Source organism: Maritimimonas sp. 2304DJ26-3, assembly GCF_056591635.1.
This window is the reverse complement of the sequence record NZ_JBWQOK010000002.1, coordinates 475,860-501,497: the sequence shown is the minus strand read 5'-3', so window position 1 is coordinate 501,497 and position 25,638 is coordinate 475,860. Positions and strand designations below refer to the sequence as shown.

Below are 25,638 nucleotides of genomic sequence, written 5' to 3'. Positions count from 1 at the left end.
ATAGTTTTTAGAATTATTATGTAGTATAAAGATATTTAATTTTAGTGAATGAGTAACTTTTTAGTTGTTGCATCAACTTCTTTCCATACATGTGGATTGTGAATAGTATCATTTTCTTGTCGCCACTTTTTATACGAACCTAGCTCATCAACTTCACGTTCACTAATTAGTTCCATGGTTTTACCAGATATAGATCGTTCATATTCTTGAACGCCACATACTTCACATATTCTAATTGTAGTTTTTGGTAAAAGTAATAACAACAAAAGCAGTGCAAAAAATATAAAAATGAGATACTTAAAGTTAAATCTCACTTTTTGGGTAATCTTTTCTTAATAAACTTTATTTGTCCAAGATGATTTGATTCATGTTCGCAAACATGAAACCATTTGCAATAATTGTTTGTAGGTTTATTTTGAAAAAAAACTTCTGATTTTTGAATCCAATTATCATCACGTTTGGTAAATTCTTTTTTAGTTACATCTCGTACTTCTTCTAACTTATTTAAATAATATGAAATATCATTTCCTTTTATTACTTCTCTTCCTTTCTTACCAAGACCCATAGGTACATCCCATTCTTTTTTAATATCATCACTCCAACTTCCCCATTCCATTTCATTAAAAGTATTTAGTTGATAATATTTTTCTGTAGCAGCTAAGTGTAAAAGCATAGCTCCAATTGAATTTGATTCATCATCTATTTGATAATCTAATTCTTCGGCAGAAAGATCTTTGACCTGTCTTACTACCAATGCTCGCATCATGGTCATCATAGAAAGTAATGAACCAACATGAGAAGAATAACCTTCTTGTGGACCTACCATATAAATATTATCATTTGAATGGAGTAATGGAGTTTCTGCCTGAGTCATTGAAGGAATCAGTGCAATTCCTGCGGTTAGCAGTGCTGACTTTTTGATAAAATTTCTGCGATTATCCGAAGATGTTTCCATTTTAAAGAAAATTTAGTTAATTCTTTAAAGTTAAGCTAAAATTGAGTACAAAAAAATCCGCAACAAAATTGCTACGGATTTTTAATTTTTTATATAAAAATACTAGTCTTCAGATATATTAGCAACGGCCTTACCTAAAGCTTCTTCTTTAGTACTTTTTACAAATTCAAATTCACCATCAAGTTGAATTTTTACAAGTTCTCTGTCATTATTAACCCAGTAGTAAGCAGGTTTTACTTTTTTGCCTTGATGTACAAATTTGTGTAATGATTGAGTTTCACCAGCAACATCAGTATCAAATTGACCTAAATAGTTAATAGTTTGACCTTTTTTTACATATAATTTTGTTTCATCTAAAGAATTAAACTTAAAAGTACCTTCTGCTTTATTAAATGGTAAATTAGGAACAACAGCCCATACATTGAAAGATGGTATAGTTTCTAATGGCATTCTAATAACCGCGCTATGATTTGGATATAAAAATTGATTTACTTCTGGATCATTGGTAATCTCATTTTTAAAATCACCTTGAAAACTCCAATACGAAGCATTTCTTTTTGTTTTCACACGCTCACCATTATAAACCACAGGATTCATATTAGAATCTATAGTGCCATTAAATTGAATTTTTGAAGCGTTTGCTAATTTATTACTCTCACAAGTTGTAGAGGTCGTAAACTGTAATTTTTCATTACCAAAATAAGCATTTACAGTAGTGTTAAGAATTGATTCAGCATTATCAACATCAACTCTTTCTAGGCTAATATATCCGCTACCATCAGTAGCTTTATACCAGACTTTTTTAGATTTTTTTTCGCCATTAAATGCCGAAAGTACTAAAAGGCAAGCAATTAATACAAGGGGTAGATTTCTTTTCATGTTTAAGCAATTAATAATTATTAATAGTCAAATATAAGTTATTTTGCTAATAATTAGACGTTCATATTGTTAAATGGTTGCTTTTTCTTAACCAAATGCATGTATTTTAAGACTCCTTACGTCTTTCTTCTCTTCGTTTTTTACGCTTTGCTTTTCGTTCTGCGCGCCGTCTAGCTCTGTCTAATGTAGTTTCTTCTTTTTTAAATATGCCGTTGAAGAATTTTGATATTCCAGAGTCTTCTTCATAATCTTCACAAGTCATCGTAACTGCTAAATCATCTGATAGACTATCAAATTCAGAGATATATGTTTTTTTAATCCAATTCGTTTTTTGTACGCGTTGCAATGTTTTAGCAACCAGAGGTAAAGCCAGTGTGCTACCAGCTCCATTTGATCCAGAATTAAATTTGATTATTGGTGAGGAAGCTCCAACGCGTGTTACTAGTACTAATTTAGGATTGTATGCTGCAAACCATGCATCTGCATAATCTTGTGAAGTTCCAGTCTTTCCTGCCAAAGGTAAATTGATTCCGTATTTATTTTTTAAAGAAGCTCCAGTACCATCAGTTACCGCCTTTTGTAACATTGCATTTAATAGCGTGGTTATTTTCTCGCTTAGTATGCGCTTTTCACTTTTTAGTAGCTTATTATAGTAAATAACTTTACCTTCTGATGTTTTTATAGATACAATAGTTTTAGGCTCTATTTTATATCCACCATTTGCAAAGGCTGAGTAGGCAATAGCTGTTTCATAAATACTTGCACTTGATGTACCTAGTGCTAATGAAGGTTTGTTTATTAATTTCTGTGAAAAACCCATACGATTCCATAAACTATCAATTGAACTAAATGGAGTTTCTAAAAAGAGGTTTATAGTAGGAATATTCAATGATTTTGCCAAGGATGCTGCTAATGTATAGTTACCACCAGTAGACTTATCATAATTCTGTGGTTGCCAGTTGTTAAAGTCCGTCAGTACTAATTTATCATTATCTAGATAGTCACAAGGAGACATGTCATTTTCTAAAGCAGTAGCGTACAAAATGGGTTTAAAGGTAGATGCAATCTGTCTCTGAGCAAAAATCTGGTCATAAGGTTGTGTTCGATAATCGATACCGCCTATCCATGTTTTTACAGCTCCGGTAGTAGGCTCTAAAGCCAAAAAACCGGCATGCAATAATGTAAGCGTGTGTTTTAAACTATCTCTGACAGAAATAGAATCGGTATAAAAACCATTCCAACCGAAAAGTTCTCTGTTTTTTCGCTCATTTGCCTTTTTACTAAGCTTCAAACGTTTTAATTCTTTAGTTACTAATTCATTCAGTTTTTTATTACTTTGACCACTTTTGTGCTGTTTTCTTAAGCGATTTTGCATAACGCTTAAATGACTTTTAAAAGCATTAAGAGCGTATTTCTGAAGATTTAGATTTAGCGTTGTTTTAATAGTTAATCCGCTTTTTTCAATACTATAATCTGTACCATCTCTTTTATTAATAGCATCTAAGATCTTCTTTACATCTTTTTTTACTTCAGCTAAAAAATAATTAGCTGGACCTTCAGATTCTAAATTGGCATAGTCTAATTTTAATGGAAGTTGTTGTAGCGAATCTTTTTCTTTAGTTTGTATATATCCATATTTTTCCATTTGCGCCAAGACAACATTGCGACGATTTATTGCATTTTCAGGGTACAATCGTGGATTGTAATAGGTGTTGGCTTTTAGCATACCAATTAAGACAGCAGCTTCCTCTTTTTTTAGCTTTTCAACTGGTTTGTTGTAGTAGCGTCTAGAAGCTGTTTCTATACCGAGTACGTTTTCCCCGAAAGGGACAGTGTTTAAATAAAGCGTTAGAATATCTTCTTTAGAATAAATACCTTCTAATCTATGGGCTAAAAAAGCTTCTTTAGTTTTATTTACTAACATGGTCAACGGGCCATACTTTTTACGGCCATACATATTCTTTGCTAGTTGCTGATTAATGGTGCTACCACCTCCAGCACTTTTTTTATTAAAGAGTATGGTTTTAAAAAGCACACGTAGCAAACTACGAGAATCTACCCCTTCGTGTTCAAAATAACGAGCGTCTTCGGTCGCGACTAAAGCATTTATAAGATGCTTAGGTAATTTATCATAGGTAATATTTATTCTGTTTTCGGCATAATATTTACCTATAATTGAACTCTCTTCAGATAGTACTAAGGTTGCGGTTTGATTCTTGAATTCTTTCAATTGATCAGCCGTATAGAGAGGGCCAAAAATCCCATAATACACTGATGTTATATATAAACTAAAACCTATACCGCATATAAGAATAATGGTTATTAAATACTTGAATAGTTTTTTAAACATTGATAGAAAGGAGAATTATCATTTAAAATCTTTGATTTTAACGTTATAATTTACTGATTATTATTTGATAAGTATAGTATTCTTAATAAATTTATTTTGTTCTATGTATTCTATCTGATGCATAGAAAGTTTAGTTTAAATTTGGCTCCTATGGAGTTAGTTTTTTGAACTTTTTTATATGAGGTAAAGCCAAAATCATTTTGTAAATTGCGCCTCTAAATTTTAATTTCTAGATGTTTAATAAAAATATAAAATTAGTATTAGCTGTAGGTATTTTTGCTTGGGCGGTTTATCAATTTGTAGAAGGTAATATTGGTAATGGAATCTCTTTGATTTTATTGGCGGGTATATTTGTTTTTTTCTATTTTAAGAATGAATTTTTGTTACTAGCGTTTTTACGTATGCGTAAACAAGATTTTGCAGGTGCTACTAAGTGGTTATCATATATTAAGAATCCAAGTGCTGCCTTAATACAGAAACAAGAAGGGTATTATAATTTTTTGCAAGGTATTATGGTGTCTCAAACTAATTTAACTCAGGCGGAAAAGTTTTTCAAGAAAGCTATTAAACTCGGCTTATCAATGGATCATGATCTTGCTATGGCAAAATTACAATTGGCAGGTGTTGCTGCTACTAAGCGTAGAAAAAGAGAAGCAACTAATCTAATAGCTGAAGCTAAGAAACTAGATAAGCATGGTATGCTCAAGGAGCAAATACAACAACTAAAACAACAAATGAAACGTATTTAGTTACAATAAGTTTCTTAAAATTAAAAAACCTCGAAATGTATATTTCGAGGTTTTTTGTTTCCAATCTTAAAGGGGAGAAAGGATAGAAATCTTTAATGAGCTAAATTTATTCTTCTTCTTGAGAAGCAGCTTCTACTTTAGGAGCTTCTTTTTTAAACTTAGCATATTTGTTTTTAAACTTATCAATACGACCAGCCGTATCAACTAATTTAACTTTACCAGTGTAATATGGGTGTGATGTTCTAGAAATCTCAAGTTTCACTAACGGATACTCAACACCATCTACCTCAATTGTTTCTTTTGTATCAGCAGTAGAACGCGTTAAAAACACATCATTGTTAGACATATCTTTAAAAGCGACCATTCTATAATTTTCTGGATGAATTCCTTTTCTCATCGTAATCTTCTTTTTAATTGTTAAATAACTGCTTTGCAGTTTTGAGAGTGCAAATTTAATACTATTTTTGAAAATTCAAACTATAAAAATACTTTTTACTCAAAAATTAAATAATGACCTTTAGATTACTTTCTATCATTAGTGTTTTAGCACTTTTTTTATCAGCTTGTGGTAACCAATATAAGTTAAAATTGACCTCTCCGAAAACCATAAATGTAAATGAGAAATTGAGTTTTACAGTTTCAGAAAAGAATAACAAACCTATTGATTCTGTTCGTTATTACCTTGACGGGAAGCGCTTAATCGCCAATTCAGACATTAATATAGATAATAATCGACTAGGTAAACATGCTATATCAGCTACAGTTTTTTACGGTGAAAAGCAAAAACAGCTAACAAACACAGTACATTTTTTAGCGGCAGAAGCTCCAGAAATTTATGTATATGAAATTGTAAATGAATTTCCACATGATAAAGATGCTTTTACACAAGGACTGGAATTTCACAACGACTTCTTATATGAAAGTACGGGACAATATGGAGAATCATCTTTGAGAAAAGTAAATTTAGAAACAGGTGAGGTATTACAAAAACATGATTTAGGAAAACAGTATTTTGGCGAAGGCATAACTATTTTTGGTAATAATGTTTACATGTTAACTTGGCAAAGTAAAAAAGGATTTGTATTCGATCTTGAAACTTTTGACCAAAAGAATGAGTTTGTTTATAATCAAAGTAAAGAAGGTTGGGGTTTAACTCATAATGCAGAAAAATTGATTAAAAGTGATGGTACAGAGCGTATTTGGTTTTTAAACCCTGATACGCAAAAAGAAGAGGGTTTTATTGAAATTTATACCAATAAGCGCAAAGCTGATGATTTAAATGAATTAGAATATATAGATGGTAAAATCTATGCAAATATGTGGCAGCGTAATAGTATAGTAATTGTTGATTCAAAAAGTGGCGCCGTTGTTGGTATAGTAGACATGAAAGGGTTGCAGTCTAAAGCAGGTCAATCTGGTAATGATCATGTTCTTAATGGAATAGCCTATGATGCGGCTAATAATCGTCTGTTTGTAACTGGTAAGAGATGGAATAAAGTCTTTGAAATAAAGCTTAAAAAGAAGCAATAAACTAATAGTTATCTTAGTTATAACTTTATAAAATTAAAGAATGCGTTCTGGTCTTTTTTTACTTATTGTACTTCTCGTTTCATTAGGTTCGTGCCGTAAAGATTTTGATACTATTCTAAGTAAAGGTGAACTTCAATTTTCTAAAGACACTATTTTTTTAGATACTGTTTTTACAAATGTTGGTTCTAGCACAAGAAGCTTTAAAGTTTATAATAGAAGTAATGATGCGATTACAATTCCAACTATTGCGTTAGGTAGGGGAGATAATTCTTTTTATCGATTAAATGTTGATGGAATTCCTGGTAAAGCATTTCAGAATATCGATATACTTGCAAAAGACAGCATTTACATATTTGTAGAAGCTACTATAGATTTTAATCAAGTTACAAACCCTATTTATACCGACTCTATTGTTTTTGATGCTGCTAATAACTTTCAAGATGTAGATTTGGTAACCTTAGTTCAAGATGCGCACTTTTTGTTTCCTAGTCGTGACTCGCAAGGTATTGTAGAAACTATTGTTTTGGGTCAAGATGAAATGGGTGATGATATAACAGTTAATGGATTTTTATTGGATGATGATACTACTTGGCAAAATGATAAACCCTATGTAGTCTATGGTTATGTAGGCGTGCCTGCTAATAAGACATTAACCATAGAGGCAGGAACAAAAGTTTACTTTCATGACAATTCAGGATTATTAGTACAACCAGAGGGTTCTTTAAAAGTAAATGGAGAATTAGATAATGAAGTTATTTTTGAAGGCGATCGTTTAGAACCTACTTTTTCTGAAGTTGCTGGGCAATGGGGTACAATATGGCTTCGTTCGGGAAGTAAAAATAATGAGATTGATTATGCCATTATTAAGAACGGAGTTATTGGTTTGTTGGTTGATGATATAAATGGAACAGATCCAACTCTTACAATAAAAAATACGCAGATTTATAATACCTCTAATTTTGGAATTTTAGGTAGGCAAACAAATATTCTTGGTGAAAATCTTGTGCTGGCTAATAGTGGTCAATCTGTACTTGCATGTACAGTAGGAGGCGTCTACAATTTTACACATTGTACATTTGCCAACTATTGGAGAGGTGGATTTAGACAATTTCCGACTGTACTGGTAAATAACTTTTTTACTTCTATAGAGAATGGAAATGAGATTGTAACTCCAGTTGATTTACTAGCTGCTAATTTCACCAATGTCATCATTGATGGAAATCAGAATGTAGAATTTATAGTTGATAGAGTAGAAGGAGCTGATTTTAATTTTAATGTAGAAAATAGCTTATTAAAATTTGACACCACTAATACTGAATTATTAAATAATCCACTTTTTGATTTTAATGATGGTAGTTTATATCAAAATATTATTTTAAACGGCGAACCTCGATTTCGAGATATAATTAATAATGATTTTATTATTGGACAAGATTCAGGTGCAAATGGTAATGCGTCTTTAACTGGAGCTACCTTAGTACCATTTGACATTTTAGGCGTTAATAGGACTTCATTACCAGATATTGGTGCTTATCAACATATTAATTTTGAAGAGGGTAATTAGATTCGCAGCAATGAAATATACACCTTGTTGTAGTGCGTTTTTATTAAATCGTTTTCAATATTTTTTTAGCCTCCAAAATGGAAATTTCCTTTTCAGAATCAACTAATTTCATTGCTTTAGCATTTGCATGCTCACAGGAATCTCGAATAGCCCTTTTTTCAACTTCCGATATTCCGCCTTCATTCATTTCCAATTGTTGAATAACCATGATAAATGAAGGCCCGAAGATACCATTCCTTTCCGGAACCAATTCTTTGGTAATTTTTCTCATTAAAATTTCCGCTTTTTCATAGTCCGAAAACACTATTCTCGAATCAGAAAATTCCCCATCCATACTTTTACATTTTCCATTATCTAATCTACAGATTTCAATCCGATTCTTATATAATTTCACAAATAGTGGGATACCCTTAAAAAGCTTCATTTGATTAGTTTAATGCACTACAACGGTATGTATATAGTTAATATTAGCTATATATTTATTATAACAGTTTTAGAATTTTATTTTTTATACACCTTACCATTCTTCATCACAAAAACTACATTTTCCATAGTATTTATATTTTTAGTTGGGTCATCATTTACAGCAATAATATCTGCTAATTTCCCTTTTTCAATAGAACCTAGTTCATCGGTCATTTCTAATACTTTTGCATTGGTAACAGTAGCAGATTGTATGGTTTCCATTGCTGGCATACCAGCTTCAACCATATAACCAAACTCTTTACCATTTTCACCATGATCAAAAACACCAGCATCAGTACCAAAAGCAACACCAACACCTTTTTTATAGGCTTTACCAAAAGTATCTTGAATTTTTGGCCCTATTGCTAATGCCTTAGGTACAATAATTTCAGGGAAGTAGCCTTTAATCTTTGCCTTAGCCTCTACAGACTTACCAGCTGTAATAGTAGGTACATAATAGGCATTATGTTTTTTCATCAAGTCCATAGTTTCTTCGCTCATTAATGTGCCATGTTCTATAGTTTTTACACCTCCAATTATAGCACGTTGCATACCTTCATCACCATGAGCATGGGCAGCAACGTGCATACCATAATCTTTAGCTGTTTGCGTTATTGCCTTTATTTCCTCTACAGTAAATTGAGGGTTTTGTCCACTTTTCGCAACGCTTAACACACCACCAGTTGCTGTTATTTTAATCATGTCAGCTCCATTTTTATAACGCTGACGCACCGCTTTTTTAGCATCATCTACACTATTTACTACACCATCTTTTGGCCCAGGATCTCCCATTAGCTCTTTGCGCCTACCATTTGTTGGATCGGCATGACCACCAGTGGTTCCTATAGCTTTTTCCGCCGTTATTATTCTAGGCCCATCTACTTTTCCTGCATTTATTGCATTTCGAAGTGAAACATTTACTCCACTTCCACCAAGGTCTCTAACCGTCGTAAAACCTGCTAATAAGGTTGTTTTAGCATACTTTTGAGCATCGTAGGCTACATCGGCATCATTCATAACATATTCTTCTATATACGATTTTGGGTTTAATTGCCCCTCAATATGTACATGCATATCAATCAATCCAGGCATTACAGTTTTATCCTTTAAATCTATAATCTGAACCTTATCACCTTTGGGTATAACATAACCCGCTATAACATTCTTAATTTTGTTGCCAGAAACAACAACGGTCATTTCTTTTTTAATTTTTCCTGTATTGGTATCTATTAATTTTCCGCAATAGAGGTATTTTTCTTGAGCATTAATTGCTAAAGACATCATTAAACATAAAATAAAAAAGAACTGTTTCATTGTATTTGAATTATTTGTTAGAAGTCATAAAAGTATCAAAAAAAAGTGGTAGATTTCTCTCATGATCCTATATTAATAGAATGAATAAAAAAAATATAGTTATTACAGGTGCAAGTAGAGGTATAGGTTTAGAATTGGTAAAGCAATTAACCACTGCGGGACATAAAGTTCTAGCGCTTTCGCGGAATGTGGACCCGTTAGAGAATTTGTCTTCAGAAAATCTAAGTGTAGATATCGGTAATGACGCTGACTTAGCAAAAGTAAGAGACACAATTTCCAAGAATTGGAAGCAAGTAGATTGCATTATTCATAACGCAGGAAAGTTAATTAATAAGCCATTTTCTGATACTACTACATATGATTTCTTAGAAGTTTATAAAGTGAATGTCTTTGCTGTGGCGGAATTGACGCGCTTATTATTGCCTTTTCTTAAAAAGGGTAGTCATGTAGTTTCAATTAGTAGTATGGGAGGCATACAAGGAAGCATGAAATTTCCAGGATTGGCAGCTTATTCATCTTCTAAAGGAGCTATAATTACGTTAACTGAGCTACTCGCAGAAGAATACAAAGAGAAAGGTATAGCCTTTAACGCATTAGCTCTAGGGGCAGTACAAACAGAAATGTTAGAAGAAGCTTTTCCCGGTTATAAAGCGCCAACTACAGCTACAGAAATGGCAACTTATATAGCTGATTTTACTTTAACTAAGCATCAATTTTATAATGGTAAAGTATTGCAAGTATCTTCGAGTACCCCATAAATGAATGAAAGAAGTATTGCAAAAATATATTCCAGAAGCTGCTGTTGATTTAGTTATTGAATTATTAGATCAAAACCCATGTACTCTAAAAGTCGTAAGAAATCGTAAAACTAAACATGGTGATTTTAGACGTCTAACCAATGGTAAAGAAATAATTACTATTAATAGTGATCTGAATCAATATCGATTTTTACTGACATTGATTCATGAATTAGCACATTTAGCTACCTATAAAAAACATAAAAGAGTAAAGCCACACGGAATTGAGTGGAAGCAAACTTTTCAGCATTTAATGTTGCCCTTTTTGCGTCCTGAAATTTATCCTGAAAACTTACTTCCGCTTTTGGCGAATTATTTTAAGAACCCTAAAGCAAGTACAGATACCGATGTTAAATTATCATTAGCGTTAAAACAATATGACGAACGCAATGGAAAGAGCTTTATATTTGAATTATCCATAGAACAAAAATTTATCTATAATAAACGTATTTTTGTGAAAGGCGAAAAACGCCGAACACGTTTTGGATGTGTTGAAGTAAAAAGTGGTAAAACCTATTTATTTCATCAAAATGCAGAAGTAGAATTAATAGAGAATTAATGAATAAGAATTATTACGCAGTAATTATGGCTGGTGGCGTTGGTTCACGATTTTGGCCAGTGAGTACCCAGAATTTCCCTAAACAGTTTCATGATATGTTAGGAACTGGAGATTCTTTAATCCAAAAAACATTTGATCGTTTAGGTAAATTGATTCCAAACGAGAATATTTTAATATCGACAAACCAACGTTATAAAGATTTAGTATTAAATCAATTAGCGGGAAAAGTTACTGATAAACAGCTTGTGTTAGAACCAGCAATGCGAAATACAGCTCCCTGTATTTTATATTCAGCATTAAAAATTTACAATGAAAACCCAGACGCAGTAATGATAGTGGCTCCTTCCGATCATTGGATAGAAGATGAATACGAATTTATAAGTAATATTGAAACTGCCTTTAAAGCTTGTGCATCACACGATATTTTAATGACCTTGGGTATACAACCATCGTATGCTAATACTGGTTATGGATATATTCATTTTGAAAATGAGAATTCCGAAATAAAGAAGGTAAAACAATTTACCGAAAAACCAGATTTAGAAACTGCTACTCAGTTTTATGAAAGTGGAGAATATTTATGGAATGCTGGTATATTTATTTGGAGTATGAAAAGCATACTTAAAGCGTTTGAAGATTTTTTGCCTGAGATGCATCAGCTATTTTGTGAAGGCAATAATGTGTATAATACTGAATTTGAAGATGATTTTATTAAATCAAATTATGAGAACGCTGAAAATATATCCATTGATTATGGCGTGATGCAAAGCGCAAATAATATTTATGTGTTACCAGTAGATTTCGGATGGAATGATCTAGGTACTTGGAGTTCATTATACGAGAAGTTACCTAAAGATAATGCGAGCAACGCTACGGTAAATGGTAAATCTATTTTTAAGAATGCGTCTGGCAATATGGTAAGTACGCAATCTAAGAAACATGTAGTGATACAGGGGCTAGATGATTTTATTGTGGTGGAAAAAGATGATGTATTGCTTATTTGTCCTAAAAAAGAAGAACAGCATATCAAACAAATAGTTGCCAAAGTAAAAGAAACTTTTGGTGATGAGTTAGTATAATTCCTATAAGTTAAAATCGAAACCTATGGAAGAAGATAAAAAAGTAGAAGTAGAATTAGACATAAAAAAGGAGGAAGTAAAAAAAGAATTTACAGGCTTTTTTGCTAGTGTAAAAGAATTTTTAAATGGCCTTCTAGATATCCGCCGGGGCACAGATAAAGAAGGTACCATACAAGAGATTAAAGACAATATTTTTATGCGTGGTCATACAGCATGGATACTTGTTTTCTCCATTCTTATAGCATCTATTGGTCTAAATGCCAATTCTACAGCGGTGGTTATCGGAGCTATGTTAATTTCTCCTTTAATGGGGCCAATTTTAGGTGTTGGTATGTCCATTGGTATTAACGATATAGATACATTACGTAAATCTATGGTCAATCTTGGAGTAATGATCGGCTTAAGTTTATTAACATCTTTCTTATTCTTTTTAATTCCATTATTTCAAGAAGCTACACCAGAAATATTAGCTAGAACGCGTCCAGATGTCCGTGATGTTTTTATTGCTATTGCTGGTGGCTTGGCTTTAATAGTAGCAATTAGCAGACCTTCTCCTCAAACAAATACAGTTGCTGGTGTTGCAATCGCTACGGCATTAATGCCACCTTTATGTACTGCAGGTTATGGACTAGGTACTGGTAATTTAAATTTCTTTTTTGGAGCCATGTTCTTATTTACCATCAATACTATTTTTATTGCATTAGCAACATTTTTGATTGTGAAGTATTTACGCTTTCCGATGGTTAAGTATATTAATTCTGCGAGACGTAAAACAATTGCGCGTTTTGCCTCATTTGTAGCTTTTGTAATTTTGGCAGGAAGTATTTATTCTTTTTATAATCTATTTAAAGAAAATCAGTTTAAACAAATGGCGCATAGCTTTATTCAAGAATTAAAGGATGGAGGAGTAGCTATTTTAGGAGAGGATAAAGAGAATGTAAACTATTTAGATAGAACTATTACGTTGCCATTGCTCGGTAGTATGAGACCTCAATCTGAGATTGATGGGTGGAAGGTAAAGATGCAAGAGATGGGATTAAAAGATGTGAATCTGGTTATTCAACAAGGTGATGATTCTGAGATCAGGCAGCAAGTACAAGATCTGCAAGATTTATATTCTCAAAATCAAAAGATAATTACTTCGCGTGATGAAACAATTAAAGAAAAAGATGAAAAAATTCGATTGTTAGAGAATCAATTATCTAGAATAAATGAGAGCAGTGTTCCTTTATATCAAGTGGGTGAGGAGGCTAAAGTGTTATTTCCGGCGTTGGAAGAATTATCATATTCAGATAAGATTAAAACTAATTTCAAATCAATAGACACAGTAAGAGTTTTTCAATTCAATTGGTACGATTCTATACCTAGAAAAACAATTAGACAAGATGATCCTAAATTGAGAGCCTGGTTAAAAACACGTCTAAAATTAGATACATTGCGCGTAAGCAATTAGTATAGAAGAACAACATTTGATACGTATTAATAAATATCTTACTGAAGTTGGTTATTGTTCTAGACGAGCTGCTGACAAGTTGATTGACCAGGGTCGTGTAACAATTAATGGCAAAGTACCAGAATTGGGCACGAAGATTTCTACGACAGATGAGGTTCGCGTAGATGGTAAATTAATAGGCGAATCTAAAGAACAACATGTATATCTAGCTTTTAATAAGCCTATAGGTATTGTTTGTACTACAGATACGCGTGTAGAGAAGGACAATATTATTGATTACATAAACTACCCAACGCGAATTTTTCCTATTGGTAGGCTAGACAAGCCGAGTGAAGGGCTGATTTTTTTAACTAATGATGGTGATATAGTAAACAAGATTTTACGCGCAAGAAATAACCATGAAAAGGAATATATTGTTACTGTTGATAAGCCAGTAACTAGTTACTTTATTCGAAAAATGGGTAATGGTGTACCAATTTTAGACACGATTACCAGAAAGTGTCATGTTGAGCAAATTAGCAAATACAAATTCAAAATAATTTTGACTCAAGGGTTGAATCGACAGATTCGCCGTATGAGTGAATATCTGGGTTATAAAGTAACCAAACTAAAGCGTATTAGAATTATGAATATTTCTTTAGATGTTTCAGTAGGGAAGTGGCGTTATTTTACTGAAGGTGAGTTAAAAGAATTAAATAGATTGGTGTCAAATTCTACAAAAGAAAATAATTAAACTACAAATTATCTTCCTTTAATTGAGCTTCTCTAACTTTTTTAAATAGGTTAGAAGAATAGACAAAGTCTGTCACAGCTTCGTTGTCAGTTTTAAACACAAGATCACTATGTCCATCCCATTCTTTAACTCCATTTTTTAGGAAAATAATCTTTTCTCCAATTTCCATCACAGAATTCATATCGTGCGAATTAATAATTGTTGTAATGTTGTATTCTTTTGTGATTTCCTGAATCAGATTATCAATAACAATTGCTGTTTTTGGGTCAAGCCCTGAATTTGGTTCGTCACAAAACAAATATTTAGGATTCATTACAATAGCTCTAGCGATTGCTACACGTTTTTGCATACCACCTGAAAGCTCAGCAGGATATTTTTTGTTAGAATCTTCAAGATTAACACGTTTTAGCACAAAGTTCACACGCTCTAACATCTCATCTAAAGGTTTTTTGGTAAACATCTTTAGAGGAAACATAACATTTTCTTCTACTGTTGAAGAATCAAAAAGGGCACTTCCTTGAAATACCATACCGATGTCTTTTCTTAGATTTCTTTTATCATCTTCATTCATTTCAGTATAGCTCACACCATCATAAGAAATATCACCTTTTTCTGGAGTAAATAATCCTAGCATACATTTTAAAAGAACTGTTTTACCTGAACCACTTTGCCCAATAACTAAGCTAGTCTTACCGTTTTCGAAAGTAGCATTAATACCCTTGAGCACTGGCTCACCATCAAACTCTTTATAAATATCTTTTACTTCTATCATTTGCCAAGTATCATTTGAGTTAAAAAGTAATTTAAAACGATAATGACAATACTTGTCCAAACTACAGCTCTAGTACTGGCTTTACCAACTTCAATAGCACCGCCATTAACAAAAAAACCATGATAAGCTGGTATTGTTGCAATTACAAATGCAAATACCGCTGTTTTAATAATAGAATATGTGAAATGAAATGGTATAAAGCCAAATCGTATTCCCTCAATGTATTCATTTGAACTGACGAGTCCAGTAATGATGCCAGCAACCCATCCTCCAAAAATTCCTAAAAAAATACTGATAATAATGATAAATGGATAAAAGAATACAGTAGCAATGATTTTAGGCAACACTAAATGATTTAAAGAATTAATACCCATTACTTCTAATGCATCAATTTGCTCGGTAACACGCATAGTACCAATACTTGATGTTATGTATGAACCAACTTTTCCGGCTAGTATAATTGAGATAAGAGTAGGGGAAAACTCTAATATTAAAGACTCCCTAGATGCAAATCCAATCAAATATTTTGGAGTTAGTGGATTTTCTAAATTTAGCGCCGTTTGTATAACAACTACACCTCCAACAAAGAATGAAATAAAGGCAACAATTCCAATAGAACTAATGCCAAGGTCTTCTATTTCTTTAAAAATAGCTTCTCTAAAAACAGAACCTTTTTGAGGTCTTTTAAAGACATTACTTAGCATGCTAAAGTATTTGCCAATATGTTCAATATAATTCATCTATATAATGAGAATAATTGCTATATAATTAAGATTAATTCATAATTACATAACTTCAAAAATAGGATTTTAAATATTAAATAGACTATTTTTGATAAATATTAAAATCAAAATTCTTATGAATCGATTTCTCACATTTTTGTTGGCTTTAGTATTTATTTCTTTGGCAAATGCACAACAACAAAATTCATTAGAGAATACAAGACCTAAGCTAGTTGTTGGTATTGTTGTGGATCAAATGCGATATGATTACTTAACTAGGTTTTATGATAAATATGGAGAAGGAGGTTTTAAACTTTTAATGAACAAAGGATTTAATTGTAAGAATAATCATTACAATTATGTGCCTACTTATACAGGTCCCGGTCATGCGTCAATTTTTACTGGTACAACACCAAAATACCATGGTATTATATCCAATCAATGGTATGATAAAGTGACAAAAAAAGAAGTGTATTGTGCTTCTGATACATTGGTTAGCCCAGTAGGTTCTGGAAGCAATGATGATAGAATGTCTCCTCGTAGGTTATTAACAACTACTTTTTCTGATGAGAATCGGTTATATACGCAGATGAAAGGAAAATCAATAGGTATTTCTATAAAAGATCGTAGTGCCATATTCCCTGTGGGACATACAGGTAACGCCGCTTATTGGTTTCATGGTAGCGGTATTGGGAAATGGGTAACTAGTTCATATTATATTGAGAAGTTACCAAAATGGGTAAATGATTTTAATGATAAAAAGAACATAGAGACCTATCTAAAGGAATGGAAAACACTTTATGATATAAATACCTATACAGAAAGTGGACCAGATTTAAATACTTTTGAAGGTGGATTTGTAGGAAAGAAAACAGCAACGCTGCCATATGATTTAAATGCACTAAAAGATGATAACTGGGGATATAGTATTATAAAATCTTCACCTTTTGGCAATTCGCTAACTACAGATTTTGCACTAAAAGCAATTGATGCTGAAGAACTAGGTAAAGATAACCATACCGATGTGCTAACAATCAGCTATTCTAGTACAGATTATATTGGTCATAACTTTGGAGCCAACTCAAAAGAAATAGAAGATACTTATATAAGGCTAGATAAAGATCTTGAACGTTTACTTAATAATTTGAATACCAAAGTAGGTAAAAACAATTATGTAGTTTTCTTGACCTCAGATCACGGAGCTGTAAATGTTCCTTCATTTCTCGAAACCTTAAGAATACCTTCTGGTTACTTTAGCTTAGCTCATTTTACTAGACAATTAAATGGATTTTTGATTAAAAAATATGGCACTACAAAAATCATAGAAAATTTTAGCAATAATCAGTTGTTTATTGATAGAGATAAATTAAAAGAATTAAGCTTAGATTTATTAGAAGTTGAAGAAGCTATAGCTGAAGAAATTATAAATTTTAGGCATATTGCAAAGGTCTATACTGCACATACTATGAGTACTACGGCTTTTAATAAAGGAGTTGAAGAATTGTTACAGAATGGATATAATCAGAAAAGTTCTGGCGACATTTTGGTAGTAAAGGATCCTGCTGTTATTACCTATCCTAAAACAGGTTCTACACATGGTTCAAGCAACAATTACGATACGCATGTACCGTTGCTATTTTATGGAAAAGGGATTAAAAAAGGAAGTTTGTATAGAAAGACAACTATTACTGATATTGCACCTACAATTTCTGTGCTATTACAAATGAGTTTCCCGAATGGAGCTACTGGCGAGGTTATTCCTGAAGTTTTTGATCGATAAATTTGTCAATCTTTCTTTTATGAATTATTTTTCTTTTCTTTTTTTCAGAATTTATAATTTGCAAAACGAGTAGAAAAGCAAATAATAGAAGTGCTATAATTATCTTGTTCGCCATCATCTTTAGAGTATTTAACAATATTTAAACGCCCTTAATTTGAGTTTATTATATAAAAAAAACCTCTGATGAATTTCAGAGGTTTTTATGTACTTATTCTTTTTTATCTTTTTTTACCTTATCAAGCTTTTCTTTTTGCTTCTTTACTTTCTCTCTTGAAGATTTTACCTTTTCTTGTACTTTATTTAGTTTTTCTTCTACAATTTTAATTTTTTCTTCTTTTTTAGCGTGCTCTTCACCACTAACTCTTTTCTCTTCCTTAGCTCTATTATTTCTTTCACGAGCTTTTTTTAGACGTTCTCTCTGATAATTTATGATACGTTCATTATTTACAAGTCTCTCTTCGTCTCCTTTTACTTTATTTTTAGCTTCTTCAGCTCTAGTTTGACCAAATTCCTTCCCAGAAAGATTACCCTTATTTTTACCATAAGCATTTCCATTTCCTTTATCATTTTTCTCCTTCTTTGCCCTTTTTTCTTTTTTTTCCTTTCTGTTGTTTTGCTCTAGCTCTTCAGCTTCTTCTTCAATGTCTTCGCCAACCTTTTTTACTTTTTCTTTAGCTTCTTTGGTCTTTTCTTTACCTTTTTGCTTCATTTGTTCAGACTTTTCTTTGCCTTTTCCTTTCTGAGCGTAGGTAAATTCTGTTCCGGTAAACACAACTAAAGCTACAATCGCTATGATTATTTTAATTGATTTCATGTTTTAATTATTTTATAATACTGTCTAATTCTTTTAAATCTTGTTCAACTTGTTTTAAGTCAGCTTCAACTTCAACAGTAGAAGCTTTAACTTCTTGGGCTAATTCTTCAACTTCCTGTACAGTTTTAGCTAACTCTTCATTTTCTTTTTTTGATTTTTCATTTCCGCAACTAGCTAAAAATAAAATAGCTGTAAATAGAGCTAAAATTTTTGATAATTTCATAAGTGATATTTTAGTATTTGACACTAAAACGAAGTATAAGTCACTTAAGTATGTTGATTAACAGAATGTTATTAACTCTTAGATTAGTATTTATAAACAATTGCATTTATATTCATGCCTGCTCCAACTGAGGCCAAGATAATAACATCACCTTTTTTAACTTGATGATTTTCTAATTGTCCTTTTACAACTAGATCAAGCAATGTAGGAACCGTGGCGACCGAACTATTCCCTAGTTTATGAATGCTCATTGGCATTACATGCTCTGGTTCAGGTGTTTTATATAATCTAAAGAATCTTTTAATAATAGCTTCATCCATTTTTTCGTTTGCCTGATGTATAAACACCTTTTTAACATCATTAATTGATACGCCACTTTTATCTAGGGCAACTTTCATTGCTAATGGTACATTATTTAAAGCATATTCATAAATTTTACGACCATGCATTTTAATATAACGTACCTTCGGATCGGTATTTGGTATATTCGACTTACCCATAAATAGGTAATTGGCTTCTTCGTAGGTGTGCGACTGTGTAGCATGACTCATGATGCCAGATTTACCATTTTCACTAAATTCTAAAACACAAGCACCGGCTCCATCAGAATAAATCATAGAATCTCTATCGTGCATATCTAAAACCCTAGATAAAGTTTCAGAACCAATTACCAAACATTTTTTTGCTAAGCCTGCTCGTATAAAGGTATGTGCTTGAATAACTCCTTCTACCCATCCCGGGCAACCAAAAATAACATCATAAGCAACGCAATTTGGGTTTTTAATCTTTAACAAATATTTTACTCGTGCTGCTAAGCTTGGCATAATATCAGTTTGAATAGTCCCTTTTTTTATGTCACCAAAATTTTGAGCTAAAATGATATAATCTAATTCTTCAGGATTAACACCTGAATTTTCTATGGCTCTTTGCCCTGCAATAGCAGCTATATCACTAGATTGTTCTGTATCGGTTACATAACGTCTTTCTTCAATACCAGTAATAGCTTTGAATTTTTTAATAATAACATCATTTTTAGCCTCAAAAGGCTCATTTTTGTCGCTATAAAATCGTTCATTATTAAAATCTTCGTTTGTTTTAACAACTGATGGTATATAACTTCCAGTTCCTGTTATTACAGAATTCATATGGTTAGGCTTTTATATTAAGGCTAAGCTAAGTCATTTTATATAAAACCAATGAGAATAATTAAAATACTTTTATTAGATATTTGATTTTTAGATATGTACTAACTCTGAGTATAAAAAATTATAAATCCTGTAATTTTATTTGCATGATAGTAGCAATTGATAAAGCTCGATTTTTTGCTATAATAGATTTTTGACCACTAAAATTAGCATCAATAGAAGTGTTAAAATGAGTTAGCCAAATATCAAAATGCTCCTTTTTAAACGGTTTGACTTTGTGTAGTGAAAAATGAGGTTTCATTGCATTTTTACTATATTTTGTAGTTCCAAAGAGAATGTCTTCCCAAAAATTTGCAATGGTTTCAAGATGTTTTTTGAGTTCTTGTTCAGTATTTATATGCTCAAAAAAATAGCTAATTAGATTATCACTTAAAAGCTTTTTATAGAACTCATCAATAAAATAATCAATATCTTCTCGAGTTGTGATGTCTTTTTTCATAAAAGAGAATCACTTTTAAAGGAATGATTTATCAAAGCCTAAAGGAAGTAGATTTTTTAGAGATGTAGTTTTAATGATCTTACCAGTCTCTCCCATAAAAAATATTGCTATAGGTTTTTTTTGTTTGGTTTCATATTCCGCAATGGTCTGTCTACAGGAGCCACAAGGCGCAACAGGTTGGTCTACTTTTTTATTAGTCGAACTTGCTGAAATTGCCATTTTTAAAATAGTTTCTTTTGGATAATTTGCTCCAGCGTTATAGATAGCTACTCGTTCGGCACATAATCCTGAAGGATAAGCTGCATTTTCTTGATTATTGCCTAAAATGATTTCCTTATTATCTAATAGTAGGGCTGCACCTACACTAAAGTTCGAATAAGGAGCATATGCTTTCTTTCTTGCAGCTATGGCTTGTTCCATTAATTGTTGTTCTTCTAAAGACAACTCATTAATGTCATCGTAAACAATGAACTCTGTTTTTAGTTCAATTCTTTTCATTTGCTTAAATAGGAACCTTAAATATAGATAAAAAAATAATCATTTCAGCATACACCAAAATGATTATTTTATCTTTTTTATGTAATTCTAATTAAAAATCTTCATAAGAATCACCGAAGTTAAATGTTAGAGAAAAACGTAATGTGTTTTCTAATGGGTTATTTACATCTGATGAATTTAATAAGTATGACAGATTTAAATCTATCGCATTAAATCTAAAGCCAGCACCTAAAGTAAAATATTTACGTTGTCCTTTTTGTTCACTTTCATTAAAATACCCTGCTCTAAACGCAAAGGTATTATCATACATGTACTCAGCACCTAAGGCCCAGGTGAATTCCTTTAATTCTTCGCTAAACCCGCCAGGTGCATCACCAAAAGATTGGAAAATACCACCTAAAAAGCCAGTATCCTCTTGTCTATAACCAATAAGTTCGCCAGCACTATTTGTAACGGGTATACTAGGACTTGGCACCAATAATTTGTTGAATTCTAGATTAGTTGATATTGTATTAAAGTCATCTAAAATAAAGTCAAAACCACCACCTAATTTTAAATTTGTTGGTATAAAATTTTCTTGTCCTCCATCAGTCAAGGTCACTTTTGGGCCTATATTAGAAATGTTGAAACCTCCGCGCCATTTACCATTAAAACTTCCATAATTTTTTTCTTCTGATTGATAGTAACCAGATACATCAACAGCAAATGTATTTACGGTATTTATGTTTGAGTTATCCACATTTAATGCATAATCTGAACGAATATATCGCACGCCAACTGCCATAGCATATTCTTCACTTAGCTTTAATCCATATGAAAAGTCCAATGCTAATTCATTTGGATTTTCTGACCCAATACCTTGTCCATCACCAGCAGTTAGCTCTATAGTACCTAAAGAAAAGTATTTTAGGCTAGCTGCCCAGGCGCTACTTTCATTAATTCTATTTGCAAATGATAAGCTACTAATGAATACATCATTAGTAAGATTTCGTAACCATGGCGTATAATTGACACCAATAGCATATTGTGATTCTAAGAAAGTAAATTTTGCAGGATTATGGTGTTGCGAGTTTGCATCTGGTCTAGAAGCAACACCTATATCACCCATACCTCCAGATCGCGCATCAGGTACAATTAATAAGAATGGAGCTGCGGTAGTGATAGGGTTATCAATATCTTGTGAATATCCTTTTACTAATGAAGCGGATATAATGACTAAAAATAAAAGTGTTTTTTTCATGAAAATGAGAGTCAGTTTTCGTTAAAGGGATTTACTGTAATATTACTAGTTTTTCAAATTTTTTAGCCTTGGCATTTGATAATGTAGATCGAACATTTAATTTATAAACATAAACACCTTTACCAATTTTATTACCAAAATCATCTAAACCATCCCAAGAAATTGTTCGTGCTAAATTTCCTTCTGTTTGAACGGTCTGATTGATTGTCTTAATCAGTTTACCAGAAACAGTAAAAATTTGTATTTGAACTTCTAGAGGTTCATTAGGTTTATTATGATTAAACCAAAACTCTGTGTAGTTAATCATCGGATTCGGGTAATTTAACACATGGTCAAGTACCAAATCTCTATCATCTACTACAACAAAATTTAACGTAGCTTCTGACGGATTATTGTATGTATCCCAACATTTAAATGAAATTGTATGCGGACCAGGTTCTAAATTTCTAAATGGAAATTTTACTTTACCCTTCGTAAAATCATCTAATTCAGTCTGATAGAAGTCGTTTAAAATAAAAGGGTTGGCCTGATCGCCATCTAATACTGCAATAATATCATGGTCTACTGCAGTTATTGATGTATTAATTCCAGAATTATCTTCGAGTACTCCAATTAAAAAAGGAGATTCATTAGTGTTGCCACCGTCTACAAAAGATTCATCATTCATAAATAATTTTATGGTTGGGCCTAAGTTATCTTCTGGGGCATTTTCATTAATACCACCAATAACTATATCTCTATTAAATCCCGATTTATCTATTTGTTGATTATCTGCATACATGCTAATTTTTGATTTACCAAAAGCTATTCTAATATCTCTTGGTACTATAAAGTCGAATTTAAAAGTGCCATTGGTTACTGAGGCCTGTCCTCTAAAAATTTTACTTTCTATAGCGTCAAAAGTTAATTTTCTTCCAAAATTATCATTATCCAAAGTGCTTCTGTCTACAGACTTGTCAAAAATGGTTGCAGATAATTTTCCATTAAAGTTACTCAATTGCGTATCAGATGCGTCAGTTACTATGCCTTCTAAAGTGACTCTAGACAAGGCTTTTAAGGTGTCTAAAGACTGAGTAATATCAACATTATTCATTTTAGTGATTTTTATGTTTGGCTTTGGTTGCGCCAATTTCATTGCAGGGTCTCCTAAAAAATATACAAATAAGCGTTGACTTGTTCTCGGTGATAACGGATCATTTTTCATTTCCATCATAGCTTGAGCAATCGTATAGTTTTCATTATTAAAACTAAAAAGCTTTTCTATAAGTATTTCATTATAACGTTGCCCTACAGAAATAAAAATTTCTCTTGTTGTTGTAATCATACTTGTTGCACCTCCATTTGGGTTGAGAAAAACAAATTCACCTGCAGTGGGGCGTAGTGGATTATCAAAACGAGAGAATTCACAAGTCACAGTAACCATTAGAGGTAAGGTATTAGGATTATTCCAGCTATTGATCTGGTCTACTTCTAAAAATCGTTCATTAGCCCAACCACCTTCACCTCCATGACCAAAATAGTTTAAGACCAATGTGCCAGTTTCAATGGCATTGTCAATTGCTTCTTCAACAGTTGGATAGCGTTCACCTCCAGAAGATGTTTGCTGTACAAAAGCATCTGCATAGATCTTTGTAATATTTAGTTCTGGTTTATTTAGCGCAATCTCATCAGCTATACGTTCTACGGTTTGCTGTAATACAAATTCACCCGCAGTGTCAGGATCATCAGCTACAACTGTAATTCTGTTGCGCCAATCACCAAAAGAACTTGTAGCATAATATGATAACGTTTTATCAATTGTTTGTTTAGCTTCTGTAATGGTAGTAACTGGATATCTGCCTGTAACTACGTCTTGTTGATCTGTAGTAGTCAATGCCCCTTCGCTATCATCCATCATTCCATAATAATCATCTGTCACATAAGATCTAGCGAGATCAAAACTTTCAAAAGATTGAAAAGCAGGAATGATATTATTATTACTATTTATTCTGTCTTTAAAATCATAAGATGCATCACCGAATAGACATACAAATTTTATACGTTCATCTGTGCTTGTTGCATTTACATACAAATGCCTCACAAAATCTCTAATTGCAGTTAGATCCGGAGAACCAGAACTAAATTCATTATAAATTTGATTGATATCTATAACCAATGTATTGAGGTCTGAATTTGTTCTATGATATTCTGCAAGTCTTTCAGCTTCGTTTGATAAATAATTTTGGGTAATAATTACATAATCTACATTTTGCAGAATGTGTAAATTCTGATTTGAAATTAGGCTATTTGATAACAATTCAGGAGTGAAATAATCATTATCATTTAGAGTAATATATTCGCGCAAAGCTCCTCCATTTGATTTAAACGTGAAGTTACTACTACTAGATTGATTAGTTATAATTGATGGGTTTATATAATCTGTTACATCCCATAATTGAGCTATATTATTTGAGTTTTGTATAGTATATTCAATAATAGAAGTAAAAGGTTCATTTGACGCTTGAAAGTTTCTGAAAGAGAATTGTTTATCATCAGCAGTTAAATTCTTCTTCCCAATAATTTCTACATAATCTAAATGTGCTCTTGCTGATGGATTACCATTATTATTATAAGTGATCTCTACAGCTATTTGTTCACTAGAAACATTTATGTTTTGAATGGCTTCACGTGGAATTGCTAATGTTAAATTATTAATAGAAGATGGTATTGCGGGAAAATTAATAGTTGTTAAATTTTGACCATTTACTTTAATTTCCATAGAAGAGGTTGTAAACGATTCTATAACACCTCTTACACGTACGTAAATGTCTTGGCTATTAGCAATATTATTAAAGGTAAAGTTAACGGTGGTAGTGTTTTCAAAACTAAGATCTTGACCAAACCATTGTTGACCATTTGAAAACAAATTTACTTCATCTTCTTCATAAACTAAATAATCATTAAATGTATTGACCTGGAAAGTGGCCGGCGATGTATTCTCAGGAGCTGTTTGTATTCTCTTACCTAATCCATTATCGGTCGTAATAAAATAATATGCTTTATCAGAATAGATATTATTTTGGTGTCTAGTTAATTCGGGTTGTGAGGTATTAGTAATCCATTGGTGTGGGCCTTTCGCATAAAACAATATAAAATCATTAGGATCAAAACTATCATCTGCCTCTCCTATTACTTGTATAGCATTTTCTTGAAGACCGTCATATCTAAAATTACTATTTAACATAGGTAGTAATTGACCGCCATTACCAAATATTCGAATATTTTTAGGATTAATTTCGCTAACGTTTATCCCTAAATTTTGTAAAAAAGATCTATCAATTCTAAAAACCCCAGTTGTATCTACAGCGAACTTATACCAAGTACCATTTGATAATACAGAATTTTTTACCGTAGAAGTAGATGTTAGTTTTTGCGCAGAAGTTACTTGTGACAGTAAGGAGTAGCTTATAAACAAAGCTATAATAAGAATTAGAAATTTAGGTGTCTTAAGCATCTTCATATACAAAACGAAAGTTAAC

General features: G+C 32.0%; 25 protein-coding genes. 9 read left to right on the top strand and 16 right to left on the bottom strand.

Going from position 1 to position 25,638, the window contains the following annotated elements; genetic code table 11:
- Positions 1-41: 41 nt before the first annotated feature.
- From AC1EUV_RS07285 to AC1EUV_RS07270, 4 genes are all read right to left on the bottom strand, one after another.
- Positions 42-263, bottom strand: coding sequence for a hypothetical protein (locus AC1EUV_RS07285; RefSeq protein WP_480198019.1), 222 nt, complete (start codon positions 261-263; stop codon positions 42-44).
- A gap of 47 nt (positions 264-310) precedes the next feature.
- Complete coding sequence (locus AC1EUV_RS07280; protein ID WP_480198018.1) at positions 311-955, bottom strand: DinB family protein; 645 nt, start codon at positions 953-955, stop codon at positions 311-313.
- Between the two features lie 102 nt (positions 956-1,057).
- Entirely contained in the window at positions 1,058-1,834 is a 777-nt protein-coding gene (locus tag AC1EUV_RS07275; RefSeq protein WP_480198017.1) for a hypothetical protein, read from the bottom strand.
- 106 nt (positions 1,835-1,940) lie between these two features.
- Entirely contained in the window at positions 1,941-4,184 is a 2,244-nt protein-coding gene (locus AC1EUV_RS07270; protein ID WP_480198016.1) for a transglycosylase domain-containing protein, read from the bottom strand.
- Positions 4,185-4,417: 233 nt separating this feature from the next.
- Here AC1EUV_RS07270 and AC1EUV_RS07265 point away from each other — a divergent pair, with 233 nt between their 5' ends.
- Positions 4,418-4,933: a DUF2892 domain-containing protein gene (locus AC1EUV_RS07265; RefSeq protein WP_480198015.1), complete on the top strand. Its 516-nt coding sequence runs from the start codon at positions 4,418-4,420 to the stop codon at positions 4,931-4,933.
- Positions 4,934-5,039: 106 nt separating this feature from the next.
- On the opposite strand, the gene AC1EUV_RS07260 is transcribed toward AC1EUV_RS07265, so the two are convergent.
- Complete coding sequence (locus AC1EUV_RS07260) at positions 5,040-5,330, bottom strand: type B 50S ribosomal protein L31 (protein WP_480198014.1); 291 nt, start codon at positions 5,328-5,330, stop codon at positions 5,040-5,042.
- Between the two features lie 113 nt (positions 5,331-5,443).
- Here AC1EUV_RS07260 and AC1EUV_RS07255 point away from each other — a divergent pair, with 113 nt between their 5' ends.
- A complete protein-coding gene (locus AC1EUV_RS07255; RefSeq protein WP_480198013.1) occupies positions 5,444-6,463 on the top strand; it encodes a glutaminyl-peptide cyclotransferase in 1,020 nt (339 codons plus the stop codon).
- 40 nt (positions 6,464-6,503) lie between these two features.
- On the top strand, positions 6,504-8,027 hold the full coding sequence (locus AC1EUV_RS07250; RefSeq protein ID WP_480198012.1) for a hypothetical protein: 1,524 nt from the start codon (positions 6,504-6,506) through the stop codon (positions 8,025-8,027).
- Between the two features lie 43 nt (positions 8,028-8,070).
- Here the strand turns inward: AC1EUV_RS07250 and AC1EUV_RS07245 are convergent, their stop codons facing one another.
- Together AC1EUV_RS07245 and AC1EUV_RS07240 are read right to left on the bottom strand one after the other, a co-directional pair.
- On the bottom strand, positions 8,071-8,451 hold the full coding sequence (locus AC1EUV_RS07245) for a hypothetical protein (protein ID WP_480198011.1): 381 nt from the start codon (positions 8,449-8,451) through the stop codon (positions 8,071-8,073).
- A gap of 77 nt (positions 8,452-8,528) precedes the next feature.
- Entirely contained in the window at positions 8,529-9,806 is a 1,278-nt protein-coding gene (locus AC1EUV_RS07240; RefSeq protein WP_480198010.1) for a metal-dependent hydrolase family protein, read from the bottom strand.
- Positions 9,807-9,886: 80 nt separating this feature from the next.
- Here AC1EUV_RS07240 and AC1EUV_RS07235 point away from each other — a divergent pair, with 80 nt between their 5' ends.
- The 5 genes from AC1EUV_RS07235 to rluF are packed head-to-tail and all read left to right on the top strand — an operon-like array spanning position 9,887 to position 14,427.
- Complete coding sequence (locus AC1EUV_RS07235) at positions 9,887-10,564, top strand: SDR family NAD(P)-dependent oxidoreductase (protein WP_480198009.1); 678 nt, start codon at positions 9,887-9,889, stop codon at positions 10,562-10,564.
- Positions 10,565-10,568: 4 nt separating this feature from the next.
- Positions 10,569-11,162 carry a SprT-like domain-containing protein gene (locus AC1EUV_RS07230; protein ID WP_480198008.1) on the top strand — a complete coding sequence of 198 codons (594 nt, stop codon included), beginning with the start codon at positions 10,569-10,571 and terminating at the stop codon, positions 11,160-11,162.
- Entirely contained in the window at positions 11,162-12,241 is a 1,080-nt protein-coding gene (locus AC1EUV_RS07225) for a mannose-1-phosphate guanylyltransferase (protein WP_480198007.1), read from the top strand. The genes AC1EUV_RS07230 and AC1EUV_RS07225 overlap by 1 nt, the downstream gene beginning before the upstream one ends.
- Positions 12,242-12,266: 25 nt before the next feature.
- Positions 12,267-13,694: a DUF389 domain-containing protein gene (locus tag AC1EUV_RS07220; RefSeq protein ID WP_480198006.1), complete on the top strand. Its 1,428-nt coding sequence runs from the start codon at positions 12,267-12,269 to the stop codon at positions 13,692-13,694.
- A 1-nt stretch (position 13,695) separates the two neighbouring features.
- Complete coding sequence (rluF, locus tag AC1EUV_RS07215) at positions 13,696-14,427, top strand: 23S rRNA pseudouridine(2604) synthase RluF (RefSeq protein WP_480198290.1); 732 nt, start codon at positions 13,696-13,698, stop codon at positions 14,425-14,427.
- Position 14,428: 1 nt separating this feature from the next.
- Here the strand turns inward: rluF and AC1EUV_RS07210 are convergent, their stop codons facing one another.
- Together AC1EUV_RS07210 and AC1EUV_RS07205 are read right to left on the bottom strand one after the other, a co-directional pair.
- Entirely contained in the window at positions 14,429-15,199 is a 771-nt protein-coding gene (locus AC1EUV_RS07210; protein ID WP_480198005.1) for an ABC transporter ATP-binding protein, read from the bottom strand.
- Positions 15,196-15,939 carry an MlaE family ABC transporter permease gene (locus AC1EUV_RS07205; RefSeq protein ID WP_480198004.1) on the bottom strand — a complete coding sequence of 248 codons (744 nt, stop codon included), beginning with the start codon at positions 15,937-15,939 and terminating at the stop codon, positions 15,196-15,198. The genes AC1EUV_RS07210 and AC1EUV_RS07205 overlap by 4 nt, the downstream gene beginning before the upstream one ends.
- Before the next feature lie 118 nt (positions 15,940-16,057).
- Here AC1EUV_RS07205 and pafA point away from each other — a divergent pair, with 118 nt between their 5' ends.
- Entirely contained in the window at positions 16,058-17,701 is a 1,644-nt protein-coding gene (pafA, locus tag AC1EUV_RS07200; RefSeq protein WP_480198003.1) for an alkaline phosphatase PafA, read from the top strand.
- Between the two features lie 208 nt (positions 17,702-17,909).
- Here the strand turns inward: pafA and AC1EUV_RS07195 are convergent, their stop codons facing one another.
- The 7 genes from AC1EUV_RS07195 to porU all read right to left on the bottom strand — a co-directional run bounded on the left by AC1EUV_RS07195 (position 17,910) and on the right by porU (position 25,619).
- Positions 17,910-18,515 carry a hypothetical protein gene (locus tag AC1EUV_RS07195; RefSeq protein ID WP_480198002.1) on the bottom strand — a complete coding sequence of 202 codons (606 nt, stop codon included), beginning with the start codon at positions 18,513-18,515 and terminating at the stop codon, positions 17,910-17,912.
- A 7-nt stretch (positions 18,516-18,522) separates the two neighbouring features.
- Positions 18,523-18,738 (bottom strand): hypothetical protein, encoded by a 216-nt coding sequence (locus tag AC1EUV_RS07190; protein ID WP_480198001.1) that lies wholly within the window; start codon positions 18,736-18,738, stop codon positions 18,523-18,525.
- A gap of 83 nt (positions 18,739-18,821) precedes the next feature.
- Positions 18,822-19,883 (bottom strand): 3-oxoacyl-ACP synthase III family protein, encoded by a 1,062-nt coding sequence (locus tag AC1EUV_RS07185; protein ID WP_480198000.1) that lies wholly within the window; start codon positions 19,881-19,883, stop codon positions 18,822-18,824.
- A gap of 121 nt (positions 19,884-20,004) precedes the next feature.
- Positions 20,005-20,382 carry a group III truncated hemoglobin gene (locus AC1EUV_RS07180; protein WP_480197999.1) on the bottom strand — a complete coding sequence of 126 codons (378 nt, stop codon included), beginning with the start codon at positions 20,380-20,382 and terminating at the stop codon, positions 20,005-20,007.
- A gap of 15 nt (positions 20,383-20,397) precedes the next feature.
- Positions 20,398-20,880 (bottom strand): cytidine deaminase, encoded by a 483-nt coding sequence (gene cdd / locus AC1EUV_RS07175; RefSeq protein ID WP_480197998.1) that lies wholly within the window; start codon positions 20,878-20,880, stop codon positions 20,398-20,400.
- A gap of 91 nt (positions 20,881-20,971) precedes the next feature.
- Positions 20,972-22,120, bottom strand: a complete 1,149-nt coding sequence (gene porV / locus AC1EUV_RS07170) for a type IX secretion system outer membrane channel protein PorV (protein WP_480197997.1) — start codon at positions 22,118-22,120, stop codon at positions 20,972-20,974.
- Positions 22,121-22,151: 31 nt separating this feature from the next.
- Positions 22,152-25,619, bottom strand: coding sequence for a type IX secretion system sortase PorU (gene porU / locus AC1EUV_RS07165; RefSeq protein WP_480197996.1), 3,468 nt, complete (start codon positions 25,617-25,619; stop codon positions 22,152-22,154).
- Between the last annotated feature and the right edge of the window lie 19 nt (positions 25,620-25,638).

Coding starts and splice junctions, on each gene's coding strand:
- AC1EUV_RS07280 (WP_480198018.1), bottom strand. CDS start 955: ATGGAAACATCTTCGGATAATCGCAGAAATTTTATCAAAAAGTCAGCA.
- AC1EUV_RS07275 (WP_480198017.1), bottom strand. CDS start 1,834: ATGAAAAGAAATCTACCCCTTGTATTAATTGCTTGCCTTTTAGTACTT.
- AC1EUV_RS07270 (WP_480198016.1), bottom strand. CDS start 4,184: ATGTTTAAAAAACTATTCAAGTATTTAATAACCATTATTCTTATATGC.
- AC1EUV_RS07265 (WP_480198015.1), top strand. CDS start 4,418: ATGTTTAATAAAAATATAAAATTAGTATTAGCTGTAGGTATTTTTGCT.
- AC1EUV_RS07260 (WP_480198014.1), bottom strand. CDS start 5,330: ATGAGAAAAGGAATTCATCCAGAAAATTATAGAATGGTCGCTTTTAAA.
- AC1EUV_RS07255 (WP_480198013.1), top strand. CDS start 5,444: ATGACCTTTAGATTACTTTCTATCATTAGTGTTTTAGCACTTTTTTTA.
- AC1EUV_RS07250 (WP_480198012.1), top strand. CDS start 6,504: ATGCGTTCTGGTCTTTTTTTACTTATTGTACTTCTCGTTTCATTAGGT.
- AC1EUV_RS07245 (WP_480198011.1), bottom strand. CDS start 8,451: ATGAAGCTTTTTAAGGGTATCCCACTATTTGTGAAATTATATAAGAAT.
- AC1EUV_RS07240 (WP_480198010.1), bottom strand. CDS start 9,806: ATGAAACAGTTCTTTTTTATTTTATGTTTAATGATGTCTTTAGCAATT.
- AC1EUV_RS07235 (WP_480198009.1), top strand. CDS start 9,887: ATGAATAAAAAAAATATAGTTATTACAGGTGCAAGTAGAGGTATAGGT.
- AC1EUV_RS07230 (WP_480198008.1), top strand. CDS start 10,569: ATGAAAGAAGTATTGCAAAAATATATTCCAGAAGCTGCTGTTGATTTA.
- AC1EUV_RS07225 (WP_480198007.1), top strand. CDS start 11,162: ATGAATAAGAATTATTACGCAGTAATTATGGCTGGTGGCGTTGGTTCA.
- AC1EUV_RS07220 (WP_480198006.1), top strand. CDS start 12,267: ATGGAAGAAGATAAAAAAGTAGAAGTAGAATTAGACATAAAAAAGGAG.
- AC1EUV_RS07210 (WP_480198005.1), bottom strand. CDS start 15,199: ATGATAGAAGTAAAAGATATTTATAAAGAGTTTGATGGTGAGCCAGTG.
- AC1EUV_RS07205 (WP_480198004.1), bottom strand. CDS start 15,939: ATGAATTATATTGAACATATTGGCAAATACTTTAGCATGCTAAGTAAT.
- pafA (WP_480198003.1), top strand. CDS start 16,058: ATGAATCGATTTCTCACATTTTTGTTGGCTTTAGTATTTATTTCTTTG.
- AC1EUV_RS07195 (WP_480198002.1), bottom strand. CDS start 18,515: ATGAAATCAATTAAAATAATCATAGCGATTGTAGCTTTAGTTGTGTTT.
- AC1EUV_RS07190 (WP_480198001.1), bottom strand. CDS start 18,738: ATGAAATTATCAAAAATTTTAGCTCTATTTACAGCTATTTTATTTTTA.
- AC1EUV_RS07185 (WP_480198000.1), bottom strand. CDS start 19,883: ATGAATTCTGTAATAACAGGAACTGGAAGTTATATACCATCAGTTGTT.
- AC1EUV_RS07180 (WP_480197999.1), bottom strand. CDS start 20,382: ATGAAAAAAGACATCACAACTCGAGAAGATATTGATTATTTTATTGAT.
- cdd (WP_480197998.1), bottom strand. CDS start 20,880: ATGAAAAGAATTGAACTAAAAACAGAGTTCATTGTTTACGATGACATT.
- porV (WP_480197997.1), bottom strand. CDS start 22,120: ATGAAAAAAACACTTTTATTTTTAGTCATTATATCCGCTTCATTAGTA.
- porU (WP_480197996.1), bottom strand. CDS start 25,619: ATGAAGATGCTTAAGACACCTAAATTTCTAATTCTTATTATAGCTTTG.